Source organism: Streptomyces fodineus (genome assembly GCF_001735805.1).
In the GTDB taxonomy this organism is placed as follows: Bacteria; Actinomycetota; Actinomycetes; order Streptomycetales; family Streptomycetaceae; genus Streptomyces; species Streptomyces fodineus.
Map to the genome: position 1 here is coordinate 7,308,957 of NZ_CP017248.1, position 25,543 is coordinate 7,334,499.

The following is a 25,543-nucleotide window of genomic DNA, read 5'->3' on the forward strand; positions in this document are numbered from 1 at the left end:
GGTGCAGTGGAAGTCTCCGTGACCCTGTGGGTCCTGACCCTCGTGGGCCTTGCCGCCCTGATCGCGGTCGATTTCTTCATCGGCCGCAAGCCTCATGAGGTGTCGATCAAGGAAGCCGGTATCTGGACCGTCGTCTGGATCGCCCTGGCCGGGCTCTTCGGCCTCGGTCTCCTGGCCTTCGGTGGCGGACAGCCGGCCGGTGAGTTCTTCGCGGGCTTCATCACCGAGAAGTCGCTCAGCGTCGACAACCTCTTCGTCTTCGTCCTGATCATGGCCAAGTTCGCCGTGCCTGCGCAGTACCAGCAGCGCGTCCTGCTCGTCGGCGTGCTCATAGCCCTGGTCCTGCGGGCCGTCTTCATCGCCGCGGGAGCCGTGATCATTGCCGGCTTCTCCTGGGTGTTCTACCTCTTCGGCGCCTTCCTGATCTGGACCGCCTGGAAGCTCGTCCAGGAGGCCCGCGCGGACAAGGAGGACGAGGAGTACGAGGAGAACAAGCTGCTGAAGGCCACAGAACACAAGTTCGGTGTGGCTGACCGGTACCACGGCACCAAGCTGTGGATCCAGCAGAACGGCAAGCGGGTCATGACCCCGATGCTGGTCGTGATGCTCGCGATCGGTACCACGGACGTCCTGTTCGCCCTGGACTCCATCCCAGCGATCTTCGGTCTCACACAGGACCCGTACATCGTCTTCACCGCCAACGCCTTCGCCCTCATGGGTCTGCGGCAGCTGTACTTCCTCATAGGCGGCCTGCTGAAGAAGCTGGTCCACCTCTCGTACGGCCTGTCGATCATCCTCGGCTTCATCGGCGTCAAGCTGGTGCTCCACGCCCTGCACGAGTCCGGCGTCCACGTCCCCGAGATCAGCATCCCGGTCTCCCTCGGCGTGATCTGCGCGGTCCTGGTCGTCACCACCATCACCAGCCTGATGGCCACCAGGAAGCAGGCGGCCGTCGAGGCGGCGCACACCGACGGCGAGGCCACATCGAAGGACAGCGTCGACGCCTGACCAAGCCTGCGGCAGGTACGGCTCCGGCGGAGCGGGACTGCGCGAAGCAGACACCCGCTCCCGCCGGCGTCGACCACCGCGGCGGAAAGGGTGAAAGGCATCCGAAAAGAACGGAATGCGAACCCTGTACGCCTCTGCGACCATCGCGGCATGATCACTCGGCTCCGGTCGTTCACCCGGCAATGGACGATCCTCGTGCCCGCCCTCGCGGTCGTCCTGCTGGTCTTCACCTGGGGCCGTAATCTGCCGGGTACGGTCGTCGCCCTGGTGTCCCTGGTGCTCGCCGCTTCCGTCCTGGCGGCGGTGCATCACGCCGAGATCGTCGCCCACCGCGTCGGCGAGCCCTTCGGGTCCCTGGTGCTCGCCATCGCCGTCACGATCATCGAGGTGGCCCTGATCGTCACCCTCATGGCCGACGGCGGCGGCAAGAGCTCCACCCTGGCCAGGGACACCGTCTTCGCCGCCGTGATGATCACCTGCAACGGCATCGTCGGACTCTGTCTGCTCGTGGCCTCCCTGCGGCACGGCACCGCGGTCTTCAACCCCGAGGGCACCGGCGCCGCCCTGGCGACCGTGGCGACGCTCGCCACCCTCAGCCTGGTGCTGCCGACCTTCACCACCAGCAAGCCCGGACCCGAGTTCTCCTCGGTACAGCTGACCTTCGCCGCGCTGTCCTCACTGATCCTGTACGGACTCTTCGTGGCCACCCAGACCGTGCGCCACCGCGACTACTTCCTGCCGATCACCCGGCAGGGCGAGGTCATCACCGCCGACGACCATGCCCGGCCCCCGTCCGCGCGCACCGCCTGGATCAGCCTCGGCCTGCTCGGCCTGGCCCTGATCGGCGTGGTCGGCCTGGCCAAGGGTGTGTCGCCCACCATCGAGTCGGGTGTGGAGGCGGCCGGCCTGCACCCCGCCGTCGTCGGTGTGATCATCGCCCTGCTCGTCCTGTTGCCGGAGACGATCGCCGCACTGCGTTCCGCCAGCCGAGACCGCGTGCAGACCAGCCTCAACCTCGCACTCGGTTCGGCCATGGCCAGCATCGGCCTGACCATCCCGGCCGTCGCGCTCGCCTCCGTCTGGCTGTCCGGACCGCTCGTCCTCGGCCTCGGCTCGACCCACATGCTGCTGCTCGCGCTGACCGTAGTGGTCAGCTCCCTGACGGTCGTGCCAGGACGGGCCACACCCCTGCAGGGCGGGGTTCACCTGGTGCTCTTCGCGGCGTACCTGGAACTGGCGATCAACCCCTAGCCCTGGCTCATCCGGTCCGCATATGGCCGTCCCGTGGCCCCTCGGCCGGTCAGCCCACTGTCGGCTCCACCGCCGGCTCCACGGCCGGCACGGGCACCGGCCGTGTCTCCGGAAGCAGTGCGAAGCACACCAGGCTGAGCAGCGCGATGCCCGTCAGATACACGCCCACGCCCCACGGCACGCGCCCGCCCCGCTCGGCGAGCACCGTGGCCACGATCGGGGTGAGCGCGCCGCCGAGCACACCGCCGAGGTTGTAGCCCACCGCGGCGCCCGTGCAGCGCACCCGGGCCTCGTACAGCTCCGGCAGGTAGGCCGCGATGACCGCGAACATGGTGACGAAGGCGAGCAGCGCGCCCAGAATGCCGAGGAACATCAGCAGCGGCTGGCCGGTGGCCAGCAGCGCCACCATCGGGAGCATCCACAGGACGCAGGCCGCGCACCCCGTCAGACACATCGGCCGGCGCCCGTAGCGGTCGCCGAGCAGCGCCACCAGGGGAGTCAGAGCCCCGTTCACCACCACCGCGGCCATGACACAGGTCAGCATCACCGTCCGGCTCACTCCGAGCCGCTCCGTCGCGTACGCCAGCGACCAGGTCGTCACCGCGTAGAACACCGCGTACCCGATGGCCAGCGCGCCGGCCGTCAGCAGCACCAGCCGCCCGTGATGCCGTACGACCTCGACGAACGGCACGCGCGCGTGGTCGTCGATCTCCAGGAACCGGGGGCTCTCGGCGAGCGACGAGCGCAGCCAGAGCCCGGCGAGCGCCAGCGCCCCGGCCGCCCAGAACGGAACCCGCCACCCCCATCGCGCGAACTCCGCGTCGGCTAGCGCCGCCGACAGCGCGAGCATCACCCCGTTGGCGAGGACGAAGCCGAACGCGGGCCCCACCTGAGGGAAACTCGACCACAGCGCGCGCCGGTCGGCGGGCGCGTGCTCGGCGGTCAGCAGGACCGCTCCGCCCCACTCCCCGCCGAGCCCGAGACCCTGCAGGAAGCGCAGGACGAGCAGTAGGACGGGCGCGGCGACGCCGATCGACCCGTATGACGGCACACAGCCCACCGCGACCGTAGAGGCGCCCGTGAGCAGCAAGGAGGCGACGAGCACCGGCCGTCGTCCGCGCCGGTCGCCGAGGTGCCCGAAGAGCACCGAGCCCAGCGGCCGGGCCACGAACCCCACGCCGAACGTCCCGAACGCCGCCAGCGTCCCCGCGACCGGCGAGAAGGTCGGGAAGAACAGCGGCCCGAGGACCAGAGCCGCCGCCGTCCCGTAGACGAAGAAGTCGTAGAACTCGATCGCGGTCCCCGCCAGGGATGCCGCCGCCAGTCTCGGCATCGAAGGGGCGCTTACGGCTCGTACAGGCTGCATGCTGCGTCAACTACCCACTGTGATCAACGGTTACGGGGCGCGTGGAGGCGATCGGGCGGCCGTGGCGTGCGCCGAGGCCCCTGGCGCGCGGCACGCCGTGCGCCGTGGTCACCGTGATAGACCGGGTGCCAGCAGTGGTCGTCGACGTACCGCACCGACCGGACCGGAGGAACCGTGCCCCGCACCCTGGCCAACGCCCCGATCATGATCCTCAACGGGCCCAACCTGAACCTGCTCGGCCAGCGCCAGCCCGAGGTCTACGGCAGGGACACGCTGGCCGACATCGAGGCGCTGTGCGTGAAGGCCGCGGCCGCGCATGGCGGCACGGTGGACTTCCGCCAGTCCAACCACGAGGGCGAACTGGTCGACTGGATCCACGAGGCCCGCCTGAACCACTGCGGGATCGTCATCAACGCCGGCGCCTACTCCCACACGTCGGTCGCGATTCTGGACGCACTCAACACCTGTGACGGCATGCCCGTGCTGGAGGTGCACATCTCCAACATCCACCGGCGGGAATCGTTCCGGGACCACTCCTACATCTCGCTGCGCGCCGACGGCGTGATCGCCGGATGCGGAGGGCAGGGCTACGTGTTCGGCGTGGAGCGCGTGGCCGCCCTGGTGGGCGCGGTTCAGACCGGCGCGTAGGCCGGGGCGTTACAGCCGGCCCGCCTCCACGATCCGCCGCAGGAAGCGCCGCGTGCGCTCCTGTTGCGGGTCGCCGAAGACCTGCTCGGCGGTGCCGCGCTCCAGGACGACGCCACCGTCCAGAAAGCAAACCTGGTCGGCGACATCCCGTGCGAAGCCCATCTCGTGCGTCGCCAGCACCATGGTCATGCCGTCGTCCTTCAGGCCCCGGACCACCTCCAGCACCTCGCCCACGAGTTCGGGGTCCAGTGCTGCCGTGATCTCGTCCAGCAGCAACAGCCGGGGCCGCGCGGCAAGCGCCCGTACGATCGCCACACGCTGCTGCTGACCGCCGCTGAGCCGGTCGGGGTAGGAATCCGCCTTTGCGGCCAGCCCGAGGCGCTCCAGCAGCTGCCTGGCCCGCTCCTCGGCCTCGCCGCGGGAGACGCCGTGCACCCGGCGCGGGGCGAGCGTGATGTTGTCCAGGACCGTCATGTGCGGGAAGAGGTTGTACGCCTGGAAGACCACGCCGATCCGGCGCCGCACCGCGTCCTGGTCGGCGCGGGGATCGGTGATCTCCTCGCCGTTCAGCCAGATCGCGCCGTCGTCGATCTCCTCCAGGAGGTTGGCGCAGCGCAGCAGGGTGGACTTGCCCGAGCCGGAGGCGCCGATCAGCGCGGTCACCGTGTGCGGGGCGACCTCCAGCCCGACGTCCCGCAGTACGACGGAGCCGCCGAAGGTCTTGCGGACGGACTCCATGCGCAGCACGGGCGCGTCTGCGCCGCTCATAGCGATCCTCCCTGGGCCCGCTGCCGGTCCATCCGGGCCGTCACCCAGTCCGTGAAGCGGGTCATCGGAATGGTCAGTGCCACGAACACCAGCCCGGCGACGATGTACGGCGTGTAGTTCAGACTGCGGCCCACGATGATGTCGGCCGCCCGTACGGCGTCCACCGCGCCGCCGATCGACACCAGACCGGTGTCCTTCTGCAGCGACACCAGGTCGTTGAGCAGCGGCGGCACCTGACTCCGTACCGCCTGGGGGAGTACGACGTAGCGCAGGGCCTGCCGGTTGGTGAGGCCCAGGGAGCGGGCCGCGGCGCGCTGCGAGGGGTGGATCGACTCGATGCCGGCCCGGAACACCTCGGCCACATACGCCGAGTACGTCAGCGTCAGTGCCGTACCGCCCAGCAGCACCGGATCGACCGTCACGCCTTGCAGCCGCAGGGCCGGCACGCCCAGAACGACGATCATCAGGTTGATGATCAGCGGAAGGCCGCGGAAGAAGTCGGTGTAGGCCGCCGCCAGCACGCGCAGCGGGAAGAACACCGGGCCACGCAGGGTGCGCGCGATCGCGATCAGCATGCCGAGGACCAGGACGGCGACCCCGCAGACCACGAGGAGGCGGACGTTCAGCCACAGCCCATCGAGGACCTTCGGCACCGCCTCGCGCGCGTACTGCGCGTTGAAGAACGTCTCTTTGGCGCGCGGCCAGCCCGGCGCGTTGACGACGACGAGGTACAGCACGACGGCCGTGACCAGGGTCGAGAGCGATGCGATGGCCGTCGCACGGCGGGCACGCGCGCGTTTGTGGCGCTCGCGCTCCAGCCGCCGCTGGGAGGGTACGTAGCCGTCACCGGCGGCGCCGGTCATGTCGCCCTCGTCGTCGGCTCCTTCCCGGGCCGACTCGCCCTTGAGGACCGTCACTTGAGCACCGGAGCGTCGACGGCGTCGGAGAGCCACTGCTTCTCCAGCTTCGCCAGCGTGCCGTCCTTGCGCAGGGCGTCGACGGCGCCGCTCACGCAGGAGGTCAGCGCGCTGCCCTTGTCCAGCACCAGCCCGAACTGCTCGGGAGTGCCGCCCTGGTTCTCGAACTGGCCGACGATCTTCGCATTCGTCACCTCGGCCGCGGTGATGTAGAAGGCGGTCGGCAGGTCGACCACGATGGCGTCGACCTGGCCGTTCTGCAGCGCCGACTTGGCCTGGTCGTTCTTGGCGTACGCCGCGGGCTCCTGCTTCGGTTTCACCACGTCGGTGATGTAGTCGAGGCTCGTGGTGCCCACCTGGGCGCCCAGCTTGAGGTCCTTCAGGTCCGCGATGCTCTTCGCCTTCGCGGCCTTGCCGCCCTTCAGGGCGATGACGGCCTGGCGCACGTCGTAGTAGCCGGAGGAGAAGTCGACGGCTTTCTTGCGCTCGGCGCTGATCGACACCTGGTTGATGTCGAAGTCGAAGGTCTTCACACCGGGCGCGAACGCCTTGTTGAACGGCACGCTCTGCCAGCCGACCGCGCTCCTGTCGTAACCCAGCTGCCGGGCCACGGCGTAGGCGACCGCCGACTCGAAGCCCTTGCCGTTCGCGGGCTTGTCGTCCTTGAACCAGGGCTCGTAAGCAGGTTCGTCCGTCGCGATCGTGAGCTTGCCGGACGTCTTGGTGGCCAACTTGCCCTTGGCGCAGCTCTTCGCGGCCGCGCCGGACGAGGCGGTCGACGCCTTCTCCTCGGGCTGCGGAGCACAGCCGACAGCGGTGGCGAGCAGGGCTACGGTGGCGGCGGCCAGCGCACGGCGCACGGTGCGAGGGGCAAGGTACATGGCGGGAGATTGGCAGCGAACCCCACGTTTGTCCAGGTCATGGCCGCAACTGTCCGCATACTGGGAACGGGTGTTGCGGTTCTGTGAACGCCGCCCGAAGTGTGGACCTTTGGCCTGGGCCGCCGGCCGAGGGCGGGGTTGAAGACCGGCGGCCCTACCGCACAGGAGCCGTCATCCTCTGCGGGGCTGCCACCAGTTGACCGCGTGAAACGGCGCGCGGGGAGCGCGCACGCGCCCCCAGCACGTGTGAAACGTTCACACGGGGCGCGCGGCGGGACGCGCGCCCGGCGTTCAAGTGAGGCACACGCCCGGCGCTCAGGAGGGACATGCGCCCGGCGCTCACCACCCGCGCGCGTGCCACTCCGGCAGGTGCGGCCGCTCCGACCCCAGGGTCGTGTCGTTGCCATGCCCGGGATACACCCAGGTCTCATCGGGCAGTACCTCGAAGATCTTCGTCTCCACGTCGTGGATCAGGCTGGCGAACGCCTTCGGATCCTTGCGCGTGTTGCCCACGCCGCCCGGGAAGAGACAGTCGCCGGTGAAGACGTGCGGGTGGCCGTGCGGGTCGTCGTAGACCAGCGCGATCGACCCCGGGGTATGCCCTACGAGGTGGCGCGCGGTGAGTTCCACCCGGCCCACCCTGATGACGTCCCCGTCGTCCACGAGGACATCGGTGGGCACCGGGATGCCGGGTGCGTCCTCGCGGCCGGCATACGTACGCGCGCCCGTGGCCGCGACGACCTCGGCGAGCGCCTGCCAGTGGTCGCCGTGCCGATGCGTGGTGACGACGGACGCGATGCCGTCGTCACCGATCATGCCGAGGAGCGTCGCCGCCTCGTTGGCGGCGTCGATCAGAAGCTGCTCGTCGGTGGCCCGGCAGCGCAGCAGGTAGGCGTTGTTGTCCATCGGGCCGACCGCGATCTTCGTGATCATCAGGTCTTTCAGCTCGTGCACATCCGCCGGTCCGCCGACCCTGACCTCTCCGGAGTACGTCATGGTGATCAGCCTATAGCGGGAAGGGGCCGGCGGACCGGCGGCGGCCTACAACGGAGGCAGCTTCGGCAGCGGACCGTTCACCGTCAGTCCGGAGCCGTCGCGCCGCCCGGCGAGCCAGCCCAGCAGATCGGCGGCCGTGCCCTCGACCGCGACCGGCCCGCCCTCCGCGCCGCCGCCCGTGGTCCAGATCCGGCCGTCGCCGGCGGTCAGACCGGTCGGGGGCACCTCCTTGTGCCCCGCGAAGCGCTGCGCCAGGAAGTCGATCTCCCGGTCCACGAACTCGGCCGGAAGATCCTCCAGCTCGTATCCGATCCCGAGATCCACATGGTGCAGATCGACCTCGGCCCACCGCCGGAACGGCACCCGGGACGCGACATCGGTGACCCCGTTGCGCAGCTCCACCGTGCGCGTCCAGTCCGCCGGGGCATCCCCCGCCGCCTGGAAGCGGGCCGCGCTCTTGCGCAGGTCGTCGAGCTGGGCGTCGAGGGGACGCGGGGCGTCCCGCTCGATGTCGGCGTCCCGCGCCTCCCCGCTTTCGTACATGGGCCGGCCCTCGAGAACGTTCACGAGCGCGTCCGCGTTGCGGGCGAGGTGGGCGAGGACGTGCCCGCGGGTCCAGCCCGGAAGCCGTGACGGCTCGGCAAGCGCCGCGTTGTCCAGTTCGGCGACAGCGGTGAGGAGCCGCTCGGTCGCGTCACGTACACATGCCAGGTCATGAGCGTGATCAATCATGGGCCTGACATTAGTCCCGCCACACCTTCGGGTGAAGGTGGTGAAGCTCGTCCGCAAATCGAAAGCACGTGCTATATCGTCGGGGGCGGCGTCGGGCATGCTGGATGGCCGGAGGTTGTTATGCAACCGGGCAATCCGACCGGCGTTGTCAGTGGCTCCCCCTAGTCTGAAGAAGGACGGGGGCCCCGCCCCTGTCACTTCTCTCAAGAAAGGTGCGGACCGGCGTGGCCGACCGTCTCATCGTCCGTGGCGCGCGCGAGCACAACCTGAAGAATGTCTCGCTCGACCTGCCTCGTGACTCGCTCATCGTCTTCACGGGCCTGTCCGGGTCGGGCAAGTCCTCCCTGGCCTTCGACACGATCTTCGCGGAGGGCCAGCGCCGTTACGTGGAGTCGCTCTCCTCGTACGCCCGGCAGTTCCTCGGCCAGATGGACAAACCGGACGTCGACTTCATCGAGGGCCTGTCCCCGGCGGTCTCCATCGACCAGAAGTCGACCTCGCGCAACCCGCGCTCGACGGTCGGCACCATCACCGAGGTCTACGACTACCTGCGTCTGCTCTTCGCACGCATCGGCAAGCCGCACTGCCCCGAGTGCGGCCGCCCGATCTCCCGCCAGTCGCCGCAGGCCATCGTCGACAAGGTCCTGGAGCTGCCGGAGGGGAGCCGCTTCCAGGTGCTGTCGCCGCTCGTGCGTGAGCGCAAGGGCGAGTTCGTCGACCTGTTCGCCGACCTGCAGACCAAGGGTTACTCCCGCGCGCGTGTGGACGGGCAGACCATCCAGCTGTCCGACCCGCCGGCGCTGAAGAAGCAGGAGAAGCACACCATCGAGGTGGTCGTGGACCGCCTCACGGTGAAGGAGTCCGCCAAGCGCCGCCTCACCGACTCCGTGGAGACCGCCCTCGGCCTGTCCGGCGGCATGGTCGTGCTCGACTTCGTCGACCTCCCCGAGGACGACCCCGAGCGCGAGCGCATGTACTCCGAGCACCTGTACTGCCCGTACGACGACCTGTCCTTCGAGGAGCTGGAGCCCCGCTCCTTCTCCTTCAACTCGCCCTTCGGCGCCTGCCCCGACTGCACCGGCATCGGCACGCGCATGGAGGTCGACCCCGAGCTGATCGTCCCGGACGAGGACAAGTCCCTGGACGAGGGCGCGATCCACCCCTGGTCGCACGGACATACCAAGGACTACTTCGGCCGCCTGATCGGCGCCCTCGCGGACGCGCTCGGCTTCCGCACGGACATCCCGTTCGCGGGCCTGCCGCAGCGCGCGAAGAAGGCCCTGCTCCACGGCCACAAGACCCAGATCGAGGTCCGGTACCGCAACCGGTACGGCCGCGAGCGCGTGTACACCACGCCCTTCGAGGGCGCGGTGCCGTTCGTGAAGCGCCGGCACAGCGAGGCCGAGAGCGACGCCAGCCGCGAGCGCTTCGAGGGCTACATGCGCGAGGTGCCCTGCCCCTCCTGTGAGGGCACCCGCCTGAAGCCGATCGTCCTCGCGGTCACGATCATGGAGAAGTCCATCGCCGAGGTCGCCGCGATGTCGATCAGCGACTGCGCGGAGTTCCTGGGGCAGCTGAAGCTGAGCGCCCGTGACAAGAAGATCGCCGAGCGGGTACTGAAGGAGGTCAACGAACGGCTGCGCTTCCTGGTCGACGTCGGCCTGGACTACCTCTCGCTGAACCGCGCGGCCGGCACGCTCTCCGGCGGCGAGGCCCAGCGCATCCGCCTGGCCACCCAGATCGGCTCCGGCCTCGTCGGCGTCCTGTACGTCCTGGACGAGCCGTCCATCGGCCTGCACCAGCGGGACAACCACCGGCTGATCGAGACCCTGGTCCGGCTGCGCGACATGGGCAACACGCTCATCGTCGTGGAGCACGACGAGGACACCATCAAGGTCGCCGACTGGGTCGTGGACATCGGTCCCGGCGCCGGCGAACACGGCGGCAAGGTCGTGCACAGCGGCTCCCTGAAGGAACTGCTCGCCAACACCGAGTCGCAGACCGGCGCGTACCTCTCGGGCCGCAAGGCGATCCCGCTGCCGGACATCCGCCGGCCCCGCGACCCGTCCCGCAAGCTCACCGTGCACGGCGCCCGTGAGAACAACCTGCAGGACATCGACGTGTCCTTCCCGCTGGGCGTGTTCACGGCCGTCACGGGTGTTTCCGGGTCCGGCAAGTCGACGCTGGTCAACGACATCCTCTACACGCACCTGGCCCGCGAGCTGAACGGCGCGAGAAACGTTCCCGGACGGCACACGCGCGTGGACGGCGACGACCTGGTCGACAAGGTCGTGCACGTCGACCAGTCGCCGATCGGCCGCACCCCGCGGTCCAACCCGGCGACGTACACCGGCGTCTTCGACCACATCCGCAAGCTGTTCGCCGAGACGACCGAGGCGAAGGTCCGCGGTTACCTGCCCGGCCGCTTCTCCTTCAACGTCAAGGGCGGCCGCTGCGAGAACTGCGCGGGCGACGGCACGATCAAGATCGAGATGAACTTCCTCCCGGACGTCTACGTCCCGTGCGAGGTCTGCCACGGCGCCCGGTACAACCGGGAGACCCTGGAGGTCCACTACAAGGGCAAGTCCATCGCCGATGTGCTGAACATGCCGATCGAGGAGGCCACCGACTTCTTCGAGGCCGTCCCAGCCATCTCCCGGCACCTGAGGACGCTGAAGGACGTCGGCCTCGGCTACGTCCGCCTCGGCCAGTCCGCCACCACCCTCTCCGGCGGTGAGGCCCAGCGCGTGAAGCTGGCCAGCGAACTGCAGAAGCGGTCCACCGGGCGCACGGTCTACGTCCTGGACGAGCCGACCACCGGTCTGCACTTCGAGGACATCAGCAAGCTGCTGACGGTCCTCGGCGGTCTGGTCGACAAGGGCAACACGGTCATCGTCATCGAGCACAACCTCGACGTGATCAAGACCGCCGACTGGATCGTGGACATGGGTCCGGAGGGCGGCGCCGGTGGTGGTCTCGTGGTCGCCGAGGGCACGCCCGAGGAGGTGGCCGGGGTTCCGGCCAGCCACACCGGCAAGTTCCTGCGCGAGATCCTCGGCGCCGACCGCATCAGCGACGCCCAACCGGTGCCTGCGCCGCGTGCCTCCACGGCCAAGAAGACGGCTGCGGCGAAGACGGCCGCGGCGAAGACGGCGGCGAGGAAGACCGTGACGGTGAAGGCCAACAACACGGCGACGAAGAAGGCCGCCGCGGCCACCAAGAAGGCGACGCCCGCGAAGAAGACCACGCGGGCACGCAAGGCCTGACACACCACCAGAAAAAGCGGCGCCCCGCGGGAACTTCCCGCGGGGCGCCGCTCGTTCCACTATCAGCCACCCCGGATCCGAGGTCCGACAGATCCCTGCTCCATGGGTCCGGTCGCACCTTGGCAACAGCAGAGAGAAGCAGACAGGACGGGGCCGCTCAGAGTTCGCCGACTTCCGCGGCGTACGGCGGCTCGGCCCCCGCCCGCGAGCAGGTGATCGCCGCCGCGCGTGCCGCGAAGCGCAGCAGCCGCGTCCAGCCCTCCGCCCCCAGGGCGGCGAGCGCTTCCTCCGACAGCGCGTCCAGAGCGGAAAGCCCGTGCAGCAAAGCCGCGTTCACCGTGTCACCGGCGCCGATGGTGTCCACCACGGCGACTTTCTCACCCGGCACGGAGTACTCCGCGCCATCTCGGGTGAACGCGGTCAGACCGTCCCCGCCCCGCGTCACCACGACGGCCGCCGGTCCCGCGGCCAGCCATTCGCGCGGAGTGCCGCCCAGCCACTCGGCATCCTCCGCGGAGAGCTTCAGCAGCGTCACCGAGGGCAGCCAGCTCTTGAAACGCGCCTCGTAGGCGTCCGCATCCGGGATCAGTCCCGCCCGGATGTTGGGGTCGAGCGCGGTGAACACCCCCTGTCCGGCCGCCGCGCGCATCAGTTCCTCATAGGCGCTCGCCCCCGGTTCCAGGACGAGCGAGCAGGTGCCGAACGACACCGCGCGCGTACCGGCGGGCAGCGTGGTGGGAGCGGTGAACAGACGGTCGGCGGTGCCCTCGACATAGAAGGAGTAGGCGGCCGAGCCGGCGGTGTCGATCGTGGCCACCGCCAGGGTCGTCGGCTCCGGCCCGCGCTGCACGGCCGACACCTCCACGCCTGCCCGCCGCAGCCCGTCGAGCAGGGCCTCGCCGAAGGCGTCGTGCGACGTCCGGGAGCAGAAGGCGGTGCGGGAGCCGAGCCGGCCGAGGGCCACGGCGGTGTTGTACGGGCCGCCGCCGAGCGCCGGCTTCAGATCCGCTAGGGCCCCGGCGCCCTGCGGCACCAGGTCGATCAGTGCCTCACCGGCAACGACGATCATGGGGCGGTTCCCTTCTCCGACTGGGATGACGCGGTGTGCGCCGGCTCCTCGGACCCGTCCGGCTCCTCCGGGCATCCGCAGGACGTGCGATGCATGAACGTGCAGGGCAGCCGCACCGTCCGGGTCGGCCGACGCCGCTCGCCCAGACGCTCCAGGAGCACCCGGACGGCCTGCGCGCCCACCTCCCTGCTGGGCTGGGCGATGGCGGTGAGACGGGGCGAGAACAGGTCGGTCCAGGCGAAGTCGTCGAAGCAGCACAAGGCGATGTCGTCCGGAACGGACAGGCCGTGCCGGCGCAGGGCGCGCAGGGCGCCGATGGTCATCGCGTTGTTGGCGGTGACGAGTGCCGTGGGCGGATCGGGGAGGGCGAGCAGGGCGGCCGTGGCCTCCTCGGCACCATCGGCCTCGGAGTTGCCGGACACGAGGAGCCGTTCGTCGTGGGCCAGGCCGGCGGCAGCGAGGCCATTTCGGTAACCGGAGACACGCTCACTGGTGGTGCTGAGCCCGGGCAGGCCCGCGACCAGGCCGATCCGGCTATGGCCCAGCCCGGCGAGATGGGTGACCAGACGGGCGGTCGGCTCGGCGCTCTCGGCGCAGACCTGGTCGTACCAGGGCGCGCCCTCGCCGTCGGCCGTACCGGCTCCATCGCCTGCCGCGGCACCGTCCGTCCCGTCCCGGTCGATCAACCGGTCCAGGAACACGGTCGGTACGGCGTGACGCCGGAGGTAGCCGACCAGTTCACGCGGGTTCGCGGAGGGGGCGACGATCATGCCGTCCACCCGGCGTTCATGGAGGAGCTGGACGACCTTGCGTTCATGCCCGGGATCGTCGTGCGGGTCCGCGATGAGCAGGCTGTAGCCCGCTTCCAGAGCGGCGGCCTCGACGCCCTGAAGGATCTCCGTGAAGTACGGATTGCTGATCGCCGACACCGCGAGCCCGATGGAGCGGGTGCGGGAAGTCACCAGGGAGCGGGCCAGGGTGTTGGGCGTGTAGCCGAGGGCGTCGATGGCATCCAGCACGGCCTGGCGGGTGTGAGGCAGCACCGGACGCGTGCCGTTCAGGACATGGGAAACGGTCGCCACGGAGACTCCGGCGCTCCGCGCGACGTCCGCCATGGTCGGCATCGCCTCACCTCCCTGAACCGATTGAGTGCAGGCCTTCCGGCCGGGACGGTATCCCATCGACCGCCCTCGCGTAAACGCTTACGTAAGCGTTTACGCGGGCGACCCGACCCTCCACAGCCCTCCCGGGTCCCCTCGCGCCCCGTCGCCGCTCCCCAGCGCCCGATCCCCGCAATCACCGCCCCCGCCCCAGGACCGGCCCTTCTGCCCGGGTATGGTCGCCCTGCACACCCCCTGAGCAGTGGAGTTCCAGATGCCCGACCGACCCTCCGCGAGCCGCCGTACCGTCCTTCGAGGTGCCGCCGTGGCCCCGGTCGCCGGGCTCGGCCTGGCGGCGTGCTCGGTGCCGGGCCAGGGTGGTTCGGCCGCCTCGACCCCGACCGCGCAGGTCGACCTCGGTGCCGACAGCGAGGTCTCGAAGGGCGGCGCCAAGCTGTACCGGGATCACAACGTCGTCGTCAGCCGCGACGGAAGCGGCGCGCTGAAGGCGTACAGCACGATCTGCACGCACGCGGGGTGCCCCATCAACAAGCTGCAGGGGACCACCTTGATCTGCCCCTGCCACGGCAGCCAGTTCGACGCGGTGACGGGCAAGGTGGTCCAGTCACCGGCCACTGAGCCCCTGGCCGAGCTGCCGGTGAAGACCACGAACGGCAGGATCATCGCAGGCCCGGGCGCCTGACGGGGCAGCCGCGCCCACATTCCGATCGCGGGCCGTACTGGGCACAGACGCCCAGCGTTTCCGCTGGGTCGCCGCCGCACCGCGTTGCCTCGCGTCGGCACCGCGCTGCCTGCCCCACGCTGCCGTACACCGCGCCTGCGTCCGGCAGCCGGCGCGAGTTGCCGTCGGCCCACTGCCGCGTGCCGTCACCCGGAGCTGTCGCGCCGCGGCGCTGCCGTAAACCGGCAGGTGCCCCGCCGCTGCCTCCTGTCGCCGCCGCCGACCGCTGTCCCGCCGCTGTCCCGCGCAATCGCAACGCGTCACGGCTTATGCAGCCGCACCCACCACGGCTCACGCAAGCCACGCCCTCCACGGCCCGCGCAAGCCGCACTCTCCACGGCCGACGCAAGCCGCCCCTTCCACAGCCCGCACATGACGGGCCCCACCGCCTGCTCAAGACGCCACCCCCAACGCGGTGCCCCGCCACCGTTCCTCCCACCCAGAAGCCCACCCCGTCATCGAATCCACAACGCCAGGCAATCCACAACGCCAGGCCGCCTCAACAGCCCCACGCCCGCCTCAACAGCCCCACGCCCCCCCGAGACGGCTTTACTCCCAGTCCCACGCGATGCCGACGATGCCCGGACGTATCCGAGGCTCGACCACATGGACGTAATGGTGTGGACCGGTGATCGGCAGTTCGTGGCGGCCGCTGCGCGGGGCCGCTGTCGAGTGCTGGGTGAAGCGGTGGCAGCGGGCCGGCAGCGCGGCCGCGTCGAAGCGGACCTGGAGCGCGTACTGGCCGCCGGGGAGGGCGAAGCGGTGGAGGTATTCCCGGGAGGGTCCGGCGGTGCCGTCCTCGATGCCGTACCGGAACAGGAAGGTGTCGCCGGCGCGCAGCCGGGTGCCGAAGAGCAGCTCCGCCGCCAGAACACCGGTGTCCTCGTCCCAGCGGACGCGTCCCGTGCGGCAGTTCTCCAGTGCGCGCACTCTGATGTCGTGCGGACGGCAGCCGGGGTCGCCGTGGTGCACGGCGACGAAGCGGTCGACCCCGTCGCGGTGGGCCCGCACGATGTGGTGGGCCTCACGGCTCGCAAGCTCGCGCCGGGCGCCGATGCGGACGCACTCGTGGTGGCCCAGCGTGTGCAAGCCGCCGTCGAGGGACCAGCCCAGGTCGGCCCGGAGCCGGTCCAGGACGTCCGAGGCCTGGATCAGGGAGCGGTAGGAGCGTGCCGCCGGGCGGCCGGCCGCCGTCCGCTGGTCGGCCTCGGCGAGCAGCCGGATCAGTGACTCGTCCGGCAGCTGGAGGATCTCCTCCAGTGCTCGTACGGCCCGCAGCGACTCCGGGCGCTGCGGGCGGCGGGCGCCCTGTTGCCAGTAACTCAGGCTGGTGACACCGACCTTGACCCCGTGCCGGGACAAATGGTGCTGGACACGCTGGAGCGGCAGCCCGCGTGCGGCGATCGCGGCGCGCAGCGCCACATGGAAGGGGCCGCCCCGCAGGGCCGTGTCCAGTTCCGCGGTGGGAAGGTGCGCGTGCTCTGTGGCATGCGGCATGCCGGGGCGCCTTTCTGTGAGGTGTCGCTACGGCTGGTCAGACCGTCTGCGCTGGTGTGCGGGGCCACCCCGTGGGCGCTGTGGACGCCCGTAGCTGCACACGCCGCGCCCGTATGCGTGCGTGCACGGCCCCAGTTCCCCCGCATTGAAGCGTGTTGACCAGACCCCGACAACACCTCGAACCCGCCACGACCGAGGTCGGCCGGGCCGCGACTATGTGCCGGAGCCGCCGGAGCCGCCGGACACGAGCGTCACGCCCGGCCGCGCCGGCCGCTGGGAAGAGCCGCGCCGGCCGATGGGAAGATCGGCGCGTGTCGGAGACCTGGACGTTCGAGGGGGAGCGTACGGCCGTGACGGCCGAAAAGGCGGTCGCCGTGCTGCGGCGGCGGATCGCCGAGGGCCGCCTCGAAACCTGGCTGACCAGTTCCGCCGGGCGGCTGCTGTCCGTGGTGAGCAACACCGAACGCGCGCTGGTGATGCTCCTCGACGCGGCGGATGATCCGGGCGCGCACGCCGTCTCCGCGGGGTCCCGAGGGGTGAGCGGGGGTTTCCGGCTCGCGAACGGGCAGTGCGACACCTATCCCGCGGCGGACACCGTGCCGCTCGGCGAGGCGTTCCGGATCGTCCGGCGGGTGATCGGTACGGGCCTGCCGCGCGCGGGTGCCGGCTGGTGCTCAGACGGGTGAGCGGCACGGGCGCGGGCGTTGTCCACAGGGCCGCCGCGGTGTCGGTGCTCGCCAGTAGGGTGTGAGACATGGCCGATCCCTCCAGCTACCGCCCCAGGCCGGGTGAGATCCCGGACTCCCCCGGGGTGTACAGGTTCCGTGACGAGCACCGCCGGGTGATCTACGTCGGAAAGGCGAAAAGCCTGCGTCAGCGCCTGGCGAACTACTTCCAGGACCTGGCGAACCTGCACCCGCGCACCCGGACGATGGTGACCACCGCCGCGTCCGTGGAGTGGACCGTGGTGTCCACGGAGGTCGAGGCCCTCCAGCTGGAGTACTCCTGGATCAAGGAGTACGACCCCCGGTTCAACGTCAAGTACCGCGACGACAAGAGCTACCCGTACCTCGCGGTGACGATGAACGAGGAGTTCCCGCGCGTGCAGGTGATGCGCGGTCACAAGAAGAAGGGCGTCCGGTACTTCGGGCCGTACGCGCACGCGTGGGCCATCCGGGACACCGTCGACCTGCTGCTGCGCGTGTTCCCGGTGCGCACCTGCTCGGCCGGTGTGTTCAAGAACGCCGCCCGCACCGACCGCCCCTGCCTGCTCGGCTACATCGGCAAGTGCTCCGCCCCCTGCGTCGGCCGTATCAGCCCCGAAGACCACCGTGACCTGGCCGAGGAGTTCTGCGACTTCATGGCCGGCCGTACCGGCACCTACCTCCGCCGTCTGGAGAAGCAGATGATGGTGGCGGCCGAGGAGATGGAGTACGAGCGGGCCGCCCGGCTGCGCGACGACATCGAGGCCCTGAAGAAGGCCATGGAGAAGAATGCCGTCGTGCTCGCCGACGCGACGGACGCCGACCTGATCGCCGTCGCCGAGGACGAGCTGGAGGCGGCCGTGCAGATCTTCCATGTGCGCGGCGGCCGGGTGCGTGGCCAGCGCGGCTGGGTGACCGACAAAGTCGAGGAGATCACCACCGGCGCCCTCGTCGAGCACGCCCTGCAACAGCTCTACGGCGAGGAGACCGGGGACGCCGTCCCCAAGGAGGTCCTCGTCCCGGCGCTGCCCGAGCCCGTCGAGCCGGTCCAGGAGTGGCTGACCGTCCGCCGCGGGGCGAATGTCTCGCTGCGCATCCCGCAGCGCGGCGACAAGAAGGCGCTCATGGAGACCGTGCAGCGCAATGCCCAGCAGGCCCTCGCGTTGCACAAGACCAAGCGCGCCTCCGACCTGACCACCCGCTCGCGTGCCCTGGAGGAGATCGCCGAGGCCCTCGACCTGGACAGCGCCCCGCTGCGCATCGAGTGCTACGACATCTCGCATCTCCAGGGGGACGACGTCGTCGCCTCCATGGTCGTCTTCGAGGACGGCCTGCAGCGCAAGAGCGAGTACCGCCGCTTCCAGATCAAGGGCTTCGCGGGTCAGGACGACGTACGCTCGATGCACGAGGTGATCTCCCGCCGCTTCAGGCGCTACCTCGCCGAGAAGGAGAAGACGGGGGAGTGGGCCGAGGGCTCCGGCACCGAGGAGGCGCTCATCGACGGCGACGGCGCGCTCACCGACGGCGATGGGCCGCTCACCGGCACGGAGACGATCACCAACGCCCTCAAGGACGACGACGGCCGCCCCAAGAAGTTCGCGTACCCGCCCCAGCTGGTCGTCGTCGACGGCGGGCAGCCGCAGGTCGCCGCGGCCCGGCGTGCCCTGGACGAGCTGGGCATCGACGACATCGCCGTCTGCGGCCTGGCCAAGCGTCTGGAGGAGGTCTGGCTGCCCGGCGAGGACGACCCGGTCGTCCTGCCCCGCACCAGCGAGGGCCTCTACCTGCTCCAGCGCGTACGGGACGAGGCCCACCGGTTCGCGATCACCTACCAGCGCACCAAGCGCGCCAAACGCTTTAGGGCCGGCCCCCTGGACGACGTCCCCGGCCTCGGCGAGACCCGTAAACACGCGCTCATCAAGCATTTCGGCTCGGTGAAGAAGTTGCGGTCCGCCACAATCGAACAGATCCAGGAGGTGCCCGGGATAGGCCGGAAGACGGCCGAGACGATCGCCGCGGCCCTCGCCCAGGTGGCCCCGGCCGCACCCGCCGTGAACACGGCGACTGGAGAGATCATTGATGACGAGGAACCCGATACGACGGCGGATTCCTCGGGGGAGCCCGTGACCGCGGGCCTCCCGGACGAACGACGGGGGCAGGAGAGATGACCGAGCACGACGCACAGCCCACAGCAGAGCGAGATCCGGCCCGCACGGAAGCGGGGGAGGATCAGCCACAGTCCGCGGCCGGTGAGCAGCCCGCGGTCGAGGAAAACGGAGCACAGGTGAGCACGGACGGTACGCCGGCCGCAGGCCCGGAAGCGGCCATCCCCGAGTTGGTGATCATCTCCGGTATGTCCGGAGCGGGACGGTCGACGGCGGCGAAGTGTCTGGAGGACCTCGGCTGGTTCGTCGTGGACAACCTCCCGCCCGCCCTCATCCCCACCATGGTGGAGCTGGGCGCCCGCTCGCAGGGCAACGTGGCGCGGATCGCGGTCGTCGTGGACGTACGCGGCCGGCGCTTCTTCGACAACCTGCGGGAATCCCTCGCCGACCTCGACAGCCGGGGCGTCACGCGCCGGATCGTCTTCCTGGAGTCCTCCGACGACGCCCTGGTACGCCGCTTCGAGTCGGTGCGCCGGCCGCACCCCCTCCAGGGCGACGGCCGCATCGTCGACGGCATCGCCGCCGAGCGCGAGCTGCTGCGTGAGCTGCGCGGCGACGCCGACCTGGTGATCGACACCTCCAGCCTGAACGTGCACGAGCTGCGCGCCAAGATGGACGCCCAGTTCGCCGGCGAGGAGGAGCCGGAGCTGCGGGCCACCGTGATGTCCTTCGGCTTCAAGTACGGCCTCCCGGTCGACGCCGACCTGGTCGCGGACATGCGGTTCCTGCCCAACCCGCACTGGGTCCCGGAGCTGCGCCCGTACACCGGCATCAACGAGGAGGTCGCCGCCTATGTCTTCAACCAGCCCGGCGCGAAGGAGTTCCTCGACAGGTACGCCGAACTGCTGCGGCTGATCGCGGCCGGCTACCGGCGCGAGGGCAAGCGGTATGTGACCATCGCCATCGGCTGTACGGGCGGCAAGCACCGCTCGGTCGCGATGTCGGAGAAGCTCGCCGCGCGCCTGGCGGCCGAGGGTGTGGAGACGGTGGTCGTACACCGGGACATGGGACGGGAATGACGGAACGTACCACGCGGCTCAGCCGGTTGCGCCGGATGGTGCCGGAGGGGCGCTCGGGCCGTACGGCCGCCGAGTCCCGGCCGGTCCGCCCCGCCGAGATCCGTGGCGGCCGGCCCCGCCGCCGGGGCGCGCAGCCCAAGGTGGTGGCGCTCGGCGGCGGCATGGGCCTGTCCGCCTCGCTCGCCGCGCTGCGCCGGATCACCGGTGACCTCACCGCCGTCGTCACCGTGGCCGACGACGGCGGCTCCAGCGGCCGGCTGCGCGACGAGCTGGGTGTGCTGCCGCCCGGCGACCTGCGCAAGGCGCTGGCCGCGCTGTGCGGCGACGACGAGTGGGGCCAGACCTGGGCCCGGGTCATCCAGCACCGCTTCCAGTCCAAGGGCGAGCTGCACGAGCACGCGGTCGGCAATCTGCTGATCGTCGCCCTGTGGGAGCAGCTCGGCGACCATGTGCAGGCGCTGGACCTGGTCGGCAAGCTGCTCGGCGCGCACGGGCGCGTGCTGCCCATGTCCGCCGTACCGCTGGAGCTGCAGGCCCTGGTCAAGGGGCACGACCCGGAGCACCCGGACGACGTGGACACGGTGCGCGGACAGGCGAACGTCGCCCTGACGCCGGGCGAGGTCCAGTCGGTGCACCTGGTGCCGCACGACCCGCCGGCCGTGCCCGAGGCCGTGGCGGCGGTCCTGGACGCGGACTGGGTGGTGCTCGGCCCCGGCTCCTGGTTCTCCTCGGTGATCCCGCACCTGCTCGTCCCCGAACTGCTGGACGCCCTCACGGATACCAAGGCGCGCAAGGTGCTGTCACTCAACCTCGCCCCGCAGCCGGGAGAAACAGAGGGCTTCTCCCCGCAGCGTCATTTGGAGGTTTTGGGGCGACACGCCCCTAAACTCGCCCTGGACGTGGTGCTGGCCGACGAGGCCGCCGTGCCCGACCGCGACTTGCTCACCGAGGCCGCCAAACGGCTGGGAGCCGCGGTCGAGCTGGCGCCGGTGGCCCGGACCGATGGATCACCCCGGCATGATCCGGAGCTGTTGGCCGCCGCGTACGACCGTATTTTTCGGATGCATGGAAGGATCGGCCCATGGCGATGACGGCAGCGGTGAAGGACGAGATCTCCCGGCTACCCGTCACCCGGACCTGCTGCAGGAAGGCGGAGGTCTCCGCCATTCTGCGGTTCGCCGGCGGCCTTCACCTGGTGAGTGGGCACATCGTGATCGAGGCGGAGCTGGACACCGCGATGGCGGCCCGCCGTCTCAAACGGGACATCCTGGAGATCTTCGGCCACAGCTCCGAGCTGATCGTGATGGCGCCCGGCGGGCTGCGGCGCGGCTCGCGGTACGTCGTCCGGGTCGTCGCGGGCGGTGACCAGCTGGCCCGCCAGACGGGGCTCGTCGACGGCCGGGGCCGCCCGATCCGGGGCCTCCCCCCGCAGGTGGTCTCCGGGGCCACCTGTGACGCGGAGGCGGCCTGGCGCGGCGCCTTCCTGGCGCACGGTTCGCTGACCGAGCCCGGTCGTTCCTCCTCCCTGGAGGTGACCTGCCCGGGTCCGGAGGCCGCGCTCGCGCTGGTCGGCGCCGCCCGCCGGCTGTCGATCGCCGCGAAGGCCCGTGAGGTGCGGGGCGTGGACCGGGTCGTGGTCCGCGACGGCGACGCGATCGGCGCGCTGCTGACCCGGCTCGGCGCGCACGAGTCGGTGCTGGCCTGGGAGGAGCGCCGGATGCGCCGCGAGGTGCGGGCCACGGCCAACCGGCTCGCCAACTTCGACGACGCCAACCTGCGCCGCTCGGCCCGGGCCGCCGTGGCAGCCGGTGCGCGGGTGCAGCGGGCGCTGGAGATCCTGGGCGAGGAGGTCCCCGAGCACCTCGCCGCCGCCGGCCGGCTCCGCATGGAGCACAAGCAGGCCTCCCTGGAGGAGCTGGGCGCGCTCGCCGACCCGCCGCTGACGAAGGACGCGGTCGCGGGCCGTATCCGCCGACTGCTGGCGATGGCCGACAAGCGCGCCGCCGACCTGGGCATCCCGGGTACGGAGGCCAACCTCACCGAGGAGCTGGCGGACAACCTGGCCGGCTGACCGGCCCGCGTCAACGGGCCGGTGCCGGGGCCCGGTTGGGGCTTCGGCACCGACCCTCCTCCTACCTGACGAACCTCACTCACTGGCTGTGAAGCGCCCTTGACTCGATCATGCACTGACATGAACCTGGCAGCCTGTTCGCCACTGTGGCGGACCACCGCTAGGGGGGTTCATGAGACATAGAGCGAGATCGATCCTCGCTGTCGGCGCGCTCCTGATCGGCGGAGCGAGCCTCGCACCCATGGCCCGGGCGCAGAGCGGAAGTCCGGCGAAGCCCGATCCGGGCGAGGTCAAGGTCTTCCGTGCCGAGGTCACCAAGGCGCAGATCCCACTGCTTCTCCGGGCCGGCCAGGACGGTGACGAACTCGCCGAGCAGGGCATGAGGGGCGGCAAGTCCGAGGTCGAGGTCTACCTCACCGACGAGCAGGCCGCGAAGCTCCGCAAACAGGGCGTCGACCTCATCGAGCACAGGGTCTCGGCCAAGGCCCAGGCGCTCGTCCAGAAGGCGTCCCAGGGCGTCTTCCGCCCCTACGGCGGCAGCGGCGGGCTCAAGGAGGAGATCCTCAGGACCGCCCAGGCCAACCCCGGCCTGACCAAGGTCGAGTCCATCGGCAAGACGGTCAACGGGCAGGACATCCTCGCACTCAAGCTGACCCGGGACGCCAGGAAGACCAAGGACGGCTCCAAGCCGTCGGTGCTGTATCTGTCCAACCAGCACGCGCGCGAGTGGATCACACCGGAGATGACCCGGCGTCTGATGCACTACTACCTGGACCACTACAAGACCGATCAGCGCATCCGAAGGATCGTCGATACGACCGAGCTGTGGTTCGTCATCTCGGCGAACCCCGACGGCTACGACTACACGTTCAAGAACTCCACGACCCGCCTGTGGCGCAAGAACCTGCGCGACGTCAACGGCGACGGCGTGATCGGCACGGGCGACGGCGTCGACCTCAACCGCAACTTCCCCTACAAGTGGGGCTACGACGACGAGGGTTCGTCCCCCAACCCCACCAGCGAGACCTACCGCGGCGCGAGTCCCGAGTCCGAGCCCGAGACCAAGGCGCTGGACGGTTTCGAAAAGCGCGTCGGCTTCCGGTACGCCGTCAACTACCACTCCGCCGCCGAACTCCTCCTCTACGGCGTCGGCTGGCAGGTCGCCACTCCCACCCCGGACGACGTCGTCTACAAGGCGCTCGCCGGCACCCCCGGCAACCCGGCCATCCCCGGCTACCATTCGCAGCTCTCCTCGGAGCTGTACACCACCAACGGCGAGGCGGACGGGCACGCGTCGAACGTCGACGGCGTCGCGATGTTCACCCCCGAGATGTCGACCTGCCAGACCGCGTCGAACGTCGACCCGAGCGACGCCTGGAAGCCCGAGGACTGCCAGTCGGTCTTCAACTTCCCCGACGACGAGAAGCTGATCCAGCAGGAGTTCACCAAGAACATCCCGTTCGCGCTCTCCGTTGCCGAGACCGCCGTACACCCGGACAGGCCGGTCTCCTCGGTCGGGCTGAGCGCCGCCGACTTCACCCCGGCCGCGTTCTCCACGTCGTACTCCCGGGGCGCGGACCAGGAGGTCTCCGTCGTCGTCCGCAAGGCGCTCGGCGACAAGGAGCTGAAGTACCGCGTCAACGGCGGCCGCGTCCTCGGCCGAACGCTCCGGCACTGGAAGGGCGGCCGGGTCTACGGCGGCAAGGACGACCTGTACTTCGACGAGTACCGGGCCAAGGTGCGAGGCGGCGGGCCGGGCGACAAGGTCGAGGTGTGGTTCACCGGCGAGACGAAGGGCGGCAGGAAGGTCTCCAGCTCGCACTTCACCTACACCGTCGCCGAGCGGCCGCAGGCCGACACGCTCGTCGTCGCCGAGGAGGGCACGGCGGCCACGCAGGCCCAGAAGTACGTGGACGCGGTCCAGGCGGCCGGGCACAGGGCGATCGTGTGGGACGTGGCCACGCAGGGCGCCCCGGACGCGCTCGGCGTGCTGAAGCACTTCCGGACGGTCGTGCACTACTCGGGCGCGAACGGCCCCGCCAACGCCACCCAGCTCCAGCTGCGCGCCTACCTCAACGAGGGCGGCCGGCTGATCGAGGCCGGTGAACTGGCCGGCGGCAGCGTCGACCTCGGCGGCGGCAGCCTCTCGGACGACTTCAGCCAGTACTACCTGGGCGCCTACAGCCGTACGTCGACCAAGGGAGCCACCGGCTTCACCGGCTCCGGCCCCCTGGGCGGCTTCACCGGCGCCCTCGGCGACGCGCCCGGCAACCCGCTGGACAAGGCCGGTACCTACGGCGTCACCTCCGAGGAGCTGCCGGTGGCCACGTACCCGCAGTTCAAGAGCGCGGGCGCGGGCCGGTTCGCGGGGACCGTCAACCCGTACGGGCCGTACTCCGGGTCGTACATGGCCGCCGCCGTGCACACGGACGACGCCTACAAGCGTCTCACCCGCACCATCGACCTCACCGGTGTCAGCGCCACCGACAAGCCGGCCCTGAACATGCGGCTGCTGTGGGACACCGAGCCGGGGTACGACCACGCGGTCCTCGAGGCGCACACCGTGGGCGCCGACGACTGGACGACCCTGCCGGAGGCCGGGGGCGTCACGAAGACGACGGTGCCGGCGGACTGCGGGCAGGGCTTCCTGATCGCCGAACACCCGTGGCTGAAGCACTATCTGACGCTCGCGGACAACGCCTGCACGGCGAAGGGCACCACCGGCTCCTGGAACAGCCTCACCGGCAGCTCCGGCGGCTGGCAGCAGGTCGGCTTCGATCTGAGCGCCTACGCCGGGAAGTCCGTCGAGGTCTCGATCAGCTACATCACCGACCCCGGCACCGGCGGACACGGCGTCCTCGCCGACGACGCCTCGCTCGTCGTCGGCGGCACCGCGAAGCAGACCGAGGGATTCGAGACGTCCCTCGGCGCCTGGCACGTGCCCGGACCGCCCGCGGGCAGCCCGCCCGTCCTGAAGGACTGGGCGCGCTCCGGGACGCTGTTCCAGACCTATGGCGCGGTCACCACGGACGACACCGTGCTGCTCGGGTTCGGCCTGGAGCAGGTGTCGTCGGCGGCCGATCGGGCAGCCCTGGTGAAGAAGGCGTTCGCGGCGCTCGGCGGGTGAGGGGCGCCACGTTGACAGATCCCGCTCACCTTGTTCCAACAGGTGAGCGGGAGCCCTCTCAACGGTGCGTGAAAAGGGTCCCGATCAAGTGAGCCGACCCGCTCACGAACGAGTGAAGAGAGCGCGAAAACCGCCCGGCATTCCGTACTAAATACGAGTGAATCCACTGTCGATCCGGCACGGTCCGTACCCCTACTGGTGGGTACGGACCGCCTG

At 70.4% G+C, this 25,543-nt stretch carries 20 protein-coding genes; 11 read left to right on the forward strand and 9 right to left on the reverse strand.

Annotated features, from left to right (window positions below; genetic code table 11):
- The first annotated feature begins 6 nt into the window (after positions 1-6).
- Positions 7-1,008 (forward strand): TerC family protein, encoded by a 1,002-nt coding sequence (locus BFF78_RS31435; protein ID WP_069781503.1) that lies wholly within the window; start codon positions 7-9, stop codon positions 1,006-1,008.
- A 150-nt stretch (positions 1,009-1,158) separates the two neighbouring features.
- On the forward strand, positions 1,159-2,259 hold the full coding sequence (locus BFF78_RS31440) for a calcium:cation antiporter (RefSeq protein ID WP_069781504.1): 1,101 nt from the start codon (positions 1,159-1,161) through the stop codon (positions 2,257-2,259).
- A gap of 49 nt (positions 2,260-2,308) precedes the next feature.
- On the opposite strand, the gene BFF78_RS31445 is transcribed toward BFF78_RS31440, so the two are convergent.
- The gene (locus tag BFF78_RS31445) at positions 2,309-3,592 is read right to left on the reverse strand and encodes an MFS transporter (protein ID WP_069781505.1); all 1,284 of its coding nucleotides are present in this window, start codon (positions 3,590-3,592) and stop codon (positions 2,309-2,311) included.
- A 207-nt stretch (positions 3,593-3,799) separates the two neighbouring features.
- Between BFF78_RS31445 and aroQ the strand changes: the two genes are divergently transcribed.
- Entirely contained in the window at positions 3,800-4,273 is a 474-nt protein-coding gene (gene aroQ, locus BFF78_RS31450) for a type II 3-dehydroquinate dehydratase (protein ID WP_069781506.1), read from the forward strand.
- A 9-nt stretch (positions 4,274-4,282) separates the two neighbouring features.
- On the opposite strand, the gene BFF78_RS31455 is transcribed toward aroQ, so the two are convergent.
- From BFF78_RS31455 to BFF78_RS31475, 5 genes are all read right to left on the reverse strand, one after another.
- Positions 4,283-5,041: an amino acid ABC transporter ATP-binding protein gene (locus tag BFF78_RS31455; protein ID WP_069781507.1), complete on the reverse strand. Its 759-nt coding sequence runs from the start codon at positions 5,039-5,041 to the stop codon at positions 4,283-4,285.
- Positions 5,038-5,958 carry an amino acid ABC transporter permease gene (locus BFF78_RS31460; protein WP_069781508.1) on the reverse strand — a complete coding sequence of 307 codons (921 nt, stop codon included), beginning with the start codon at positions 5,956-5,958 and terminating at the stop codon, positions 5,038-5,040. The genes BFF78_RS31455 and BFF78_RS31460 overlap by 4 nt, the downstream gene beginning before the upstream one ends.
- Entirely contained in the window at positions 5,955-6,839 is an 885-nt protein-coding gene (locus BFF78_RS31465) for an ABC transporter substrate-binding protein (protein ID WP_069781509.1), read from the reverse strand. Before BFF78_RS31465 ends, BFF78_RS31460 begins: the two co-directional genes overlap by 4 nt.
- Positions 6,840-7,178: 339 nt before the next feature.
- On the reverse strand, positions 7,179-7,835 hold the full coding sequence (locus tag BFF78_RS31470; RefSeq protein ID WP_069781510.1) for an MBL fold metallo-hydrolase: 657 nt from the start codon (positions 7,833-7,835) through the stop codon (positions 7,179-7,181).
- Positions 7,836-7,880: 45 nt separating this feature from the next.
- Positions 7,881-8,567 carry a maleylpyruvate isomerase family mycothiol-dependent enzyme gene (locus BFF78_RS31475; RefSeq protein ID WP_069781511.1) on the reverse strand — a complete coding sequence of 229 codons (687 nt, stop codon included), beginning with the start codon at positions 8,565-8,567 and terminating at the stop codon, positions 7,881-7,883.
- Positions 8,568-8,791: 224 nt separating this feature from the next.
- Here BFF78_RS31475 and uvrA point away from each other — a divergent pair, with 224 nt between their 5' ends.
- Positions 8,792-11,833, forward strand: a complete 3,042-nt coding sequence (gene uvrA, locus BFF78_RS31480) for an excinuclease ABC subunit UvrA (protein WP_069783934.1) — start codon at positions 8,792-8,794, stop codon at positions 11,831-11,833.
- A gap of 157 nt (positions 11,834-11,990) precedes the next feature.
- Here uvrA and BFF78_RS31485 read toward each other — a convergent pair whose 3' ends face one another.
- Positions 11,991-12,902, reverse strand: coding sequence for a carbohydrate kinase family protein (locus tag BFF78_RS31485; RefSeq protein ID WP_069781512.1), 912 nt, complete (start codon positions 12,900-12,902; stop codon positions 11,991-11,993).
- Positions 12,899-14,026, reverse strand: a complete 1,128-nt coding sequence (locus BFF78_RS31490; RefSeq protein WP_069781513.1) for a LacI family DNA-binding transcriptional regulator — start codon at positions 14,024-14,026, stop codon at positions 12,899-12,901. The genes BFF78_RS31485 and BFF78_RS31490 overlap by 4 nt, the downstream gene beginning before the upstream one ends.
- A gap of 250 nt (positions 14,027-14,276) precedes the next feature.
- On the opposite strand from BFF78_RS31490, the gene BFF78_RS31495 reads away from it, so the two are divergent.
- Complete coding sequence (locus BFF78_RS31495) at positions 14,277-14,705, forward strand: Rieske (2Fe-2S) protein (RefSeq protein ID WP_069783935.1); 429 nt, start codon at positions 14,277-14,279, stop codon at positions 14,703-14,705.
- A gap of 588 nt (positions 14,706-15,293) precedes the next feature.
- Here BFF78_RS31495 and BFF78_RS31500 read toward each other — a convergent pair.
- Positions 15,294-16,241 carry a hypothetical protein gene (locus BFF78_RS31500; protein ID WP_069781514.1) on the reverse strand — a complete coding sequence of 316 codons (948 nt, stop codon included), beginning with the start codon at positions 16,239-16,241 and terminating at the stop codon, positions 15,294-15,296.
- 311 nt (positions 16,242-16,552) lie between these two features.
- Here BFF78_RS31500 and BFF78_RS31505 point away from each other — a divergent pair, with 311 nt between their 5' ends.
- From BFF78_RS31505 to BFF78_RS31530, 6 genes are all read left to right on the forward strand, one after another.
- Positions 16,553-16,927, forward strand: a complete 375-nt coding sequence (locus tag BFF78_RS31505; RefSeq protein WP_069781515.1) for a hypothetical protein — start codon at positions 16,553-16,555, stop codon at positions 16,925-16,927.
- Positions 16,928-16,995: 68 nt separating this feature from the next.
- Positions 16,996-19,113: an excinuclease ABC subunit UvrC gene (uvrC, locus tag BFF78_RS31510; RefSeq protein ID WP_069781516.1), complete on the forward strand. Its 2,118-nt coding sequence runs from the start codon at positions 16,996-16,998 to the stop codon at positions 19,111-19,113.
- Positions 19,110-20,129, forward strand: a complete 1,020-nt coding sequence (gene rapZ, locus BFF78_RS31515) for an RNase adapter RapZ (protein ID WP_069781517.1) — start codon at positions 19,110-19,112, stop codon at positions 20,127-20,129. The genes uvrC and rapZ overlap by 4 nt, the downstream gene beginning before the upstream one ends.
- The gene (locus tag BFF78_RS31520; RefSeq protein ID WP_069781518.1) at positions 20,126-21,220 is read left to right on the forward strand and encodes a gluconeogenesis factor YvcK family protein; all 1,095 of its coding nucleotides are present in this window, start codon (positions 20,126-20,128) and stop codon (positions 21,218-21,220) included. Before rapZ ends, BFF78_RS31520 begins: the two co-directional genes overlap by 4 nt.
- Positions 21,211-22,200, forward strand: a complete 990-nt coding sequence (gene whiA, locus BFF78_RS31525; protein WP_069781519.1) for a DNA-binding protein WhiA — start codon at positions 21,211-21,213, stop codon at positions 22,198-22,200. The genes BFF78_RS31520 and whiA overlap by 10 nt, the downstream gene beginning before the upstream one ends.
- Before the next feature lie 172 nt (positions 22,201-22,372).
- A complete protein-coding gene (locus BFF78_RS31530) occupies positions 22,373-25,327 on the forward strand; it encodes a M14 family metallopeptidase (RefSeq protein WP_079161560.1) in 2,955 nt (984 codons plus the stop codon).
- Positions 25,328-25,543 lie beyond the last annotated feature (216 nt).

What these genes read in the sequence shown, in the direction of transcription:
- BFF78_RS31440 (WP_069781504.1), top strand. Translation starts at nt 1,159, where the DNA reads ATGATCACTCGGCTCCGGTCGTTCACCCGGCAATGGACGATCCTCGTG.
- BFF78_RS31445 (WP_069781505.1), bottom strand. Translation starts at nt 3,592, where the DNA reads ATGCCGAGACTGGCGGCGGCATCCCTGGCGGGGACCGCGATCGAGTTC.
- BFF78_RS31455 (WP_069781507.1), bottom strand. Translation starts at nt 5,041, where the DNA reads ATGAGCGGCGCAGACGCGCCCGTGCTGCGCATGGAGTCCGTCCGCAAG.
- BFF78_RS31465 (WP_069781509.1), bottom strand. Translation starts at nt 6,839, where the DNA reads ATGTACCTTGCCCCTCGCACCGTGCGCCGTGCGCTGGCCGCCGCCACC.
- BFF78_RS31470 (WP_069781510.1), bottom strand. Translation starts at nt 7,835, where the DNA reads ATGACGTACTCCGGAGAGGTCAGGGTCGGCGGACCGGCGGATGTGCAC.
- BFF78_RS31475 (WP_069781511.1), bottom strand. Translation starts at nt 8,567, where the DNA reads ATGATTGATCACGCTCATGACCTGGCATGTGTACGTGACGCGACCGAG.
- BFF78_RS31485 (WP_069781512.1), bottom strand. Translation starts at nt 12,902, where the DNA reads ATGATCGTCGTTGCCGGTGAGGCACTGATCGACCTGGTGCCGCAGGGC.
- BFF78_RS31490 (WP_069781513.1), bottom strand. Translation starts at nt 14,026, where the DNA reads ATGCCGACCATGGCGGACGTCGCGCGGAGCGCCGGAGTCTCCGTGGCG.
- BFF78_RS31495 (WP_069783935.1), top strand. Translation starts at nt 14,277, where the DNA reads ATGCCCGACCGACCCTCCGCGAGCCGCCGTACCGTCCTTCGAGGTGCC.
- BFF78_RS31500 (WP_069781514.1), bottom strand. Translation starts at nt 16,241, where the DNA reads ATGCCGCATGCCACAGAGCACGCGCACCTTCCCACCGCGGAACTGGAC.
- uvrC (WP_069781516.1), top strand. Translation starts at nt 16,996, where the DNA reads ATGGCCGATCCCTCCAGCTACCGCCCCAGGCCGGGTGAGATCCCGGAC.
- rapZ (WP_069781517.1), top strand. Translation starts at nt 19,110, where the DNA reads ATGACCGAGCACGACGCACAGCCCACAGCAGAGCGAGATCCGGCCCGC.
- BFF78_RS31520 (WP_069781518.1), top strand. Translation starts at nt 20,126, where the DNA reads ATGACGGAACGTACCACGCGGCTCAGCCGGTTGCGCCGGATGGTGCCG.
- whiA (WP_069781519.1), top strand. Translation starts at nt 21,211, where the DNA reads ATGGCGATGACGGCAGCGGTGAAGGACGAGATCTCCCGGCTACCCGTC.
- BFF78_RS31530 (WP_079161560.1), top strand. Translation starts at nt 22,373, where the DNA reads ATGAGACATAGAGCGAGATCGATCCTCGCTGTCGGCGCGCTCCTGATC.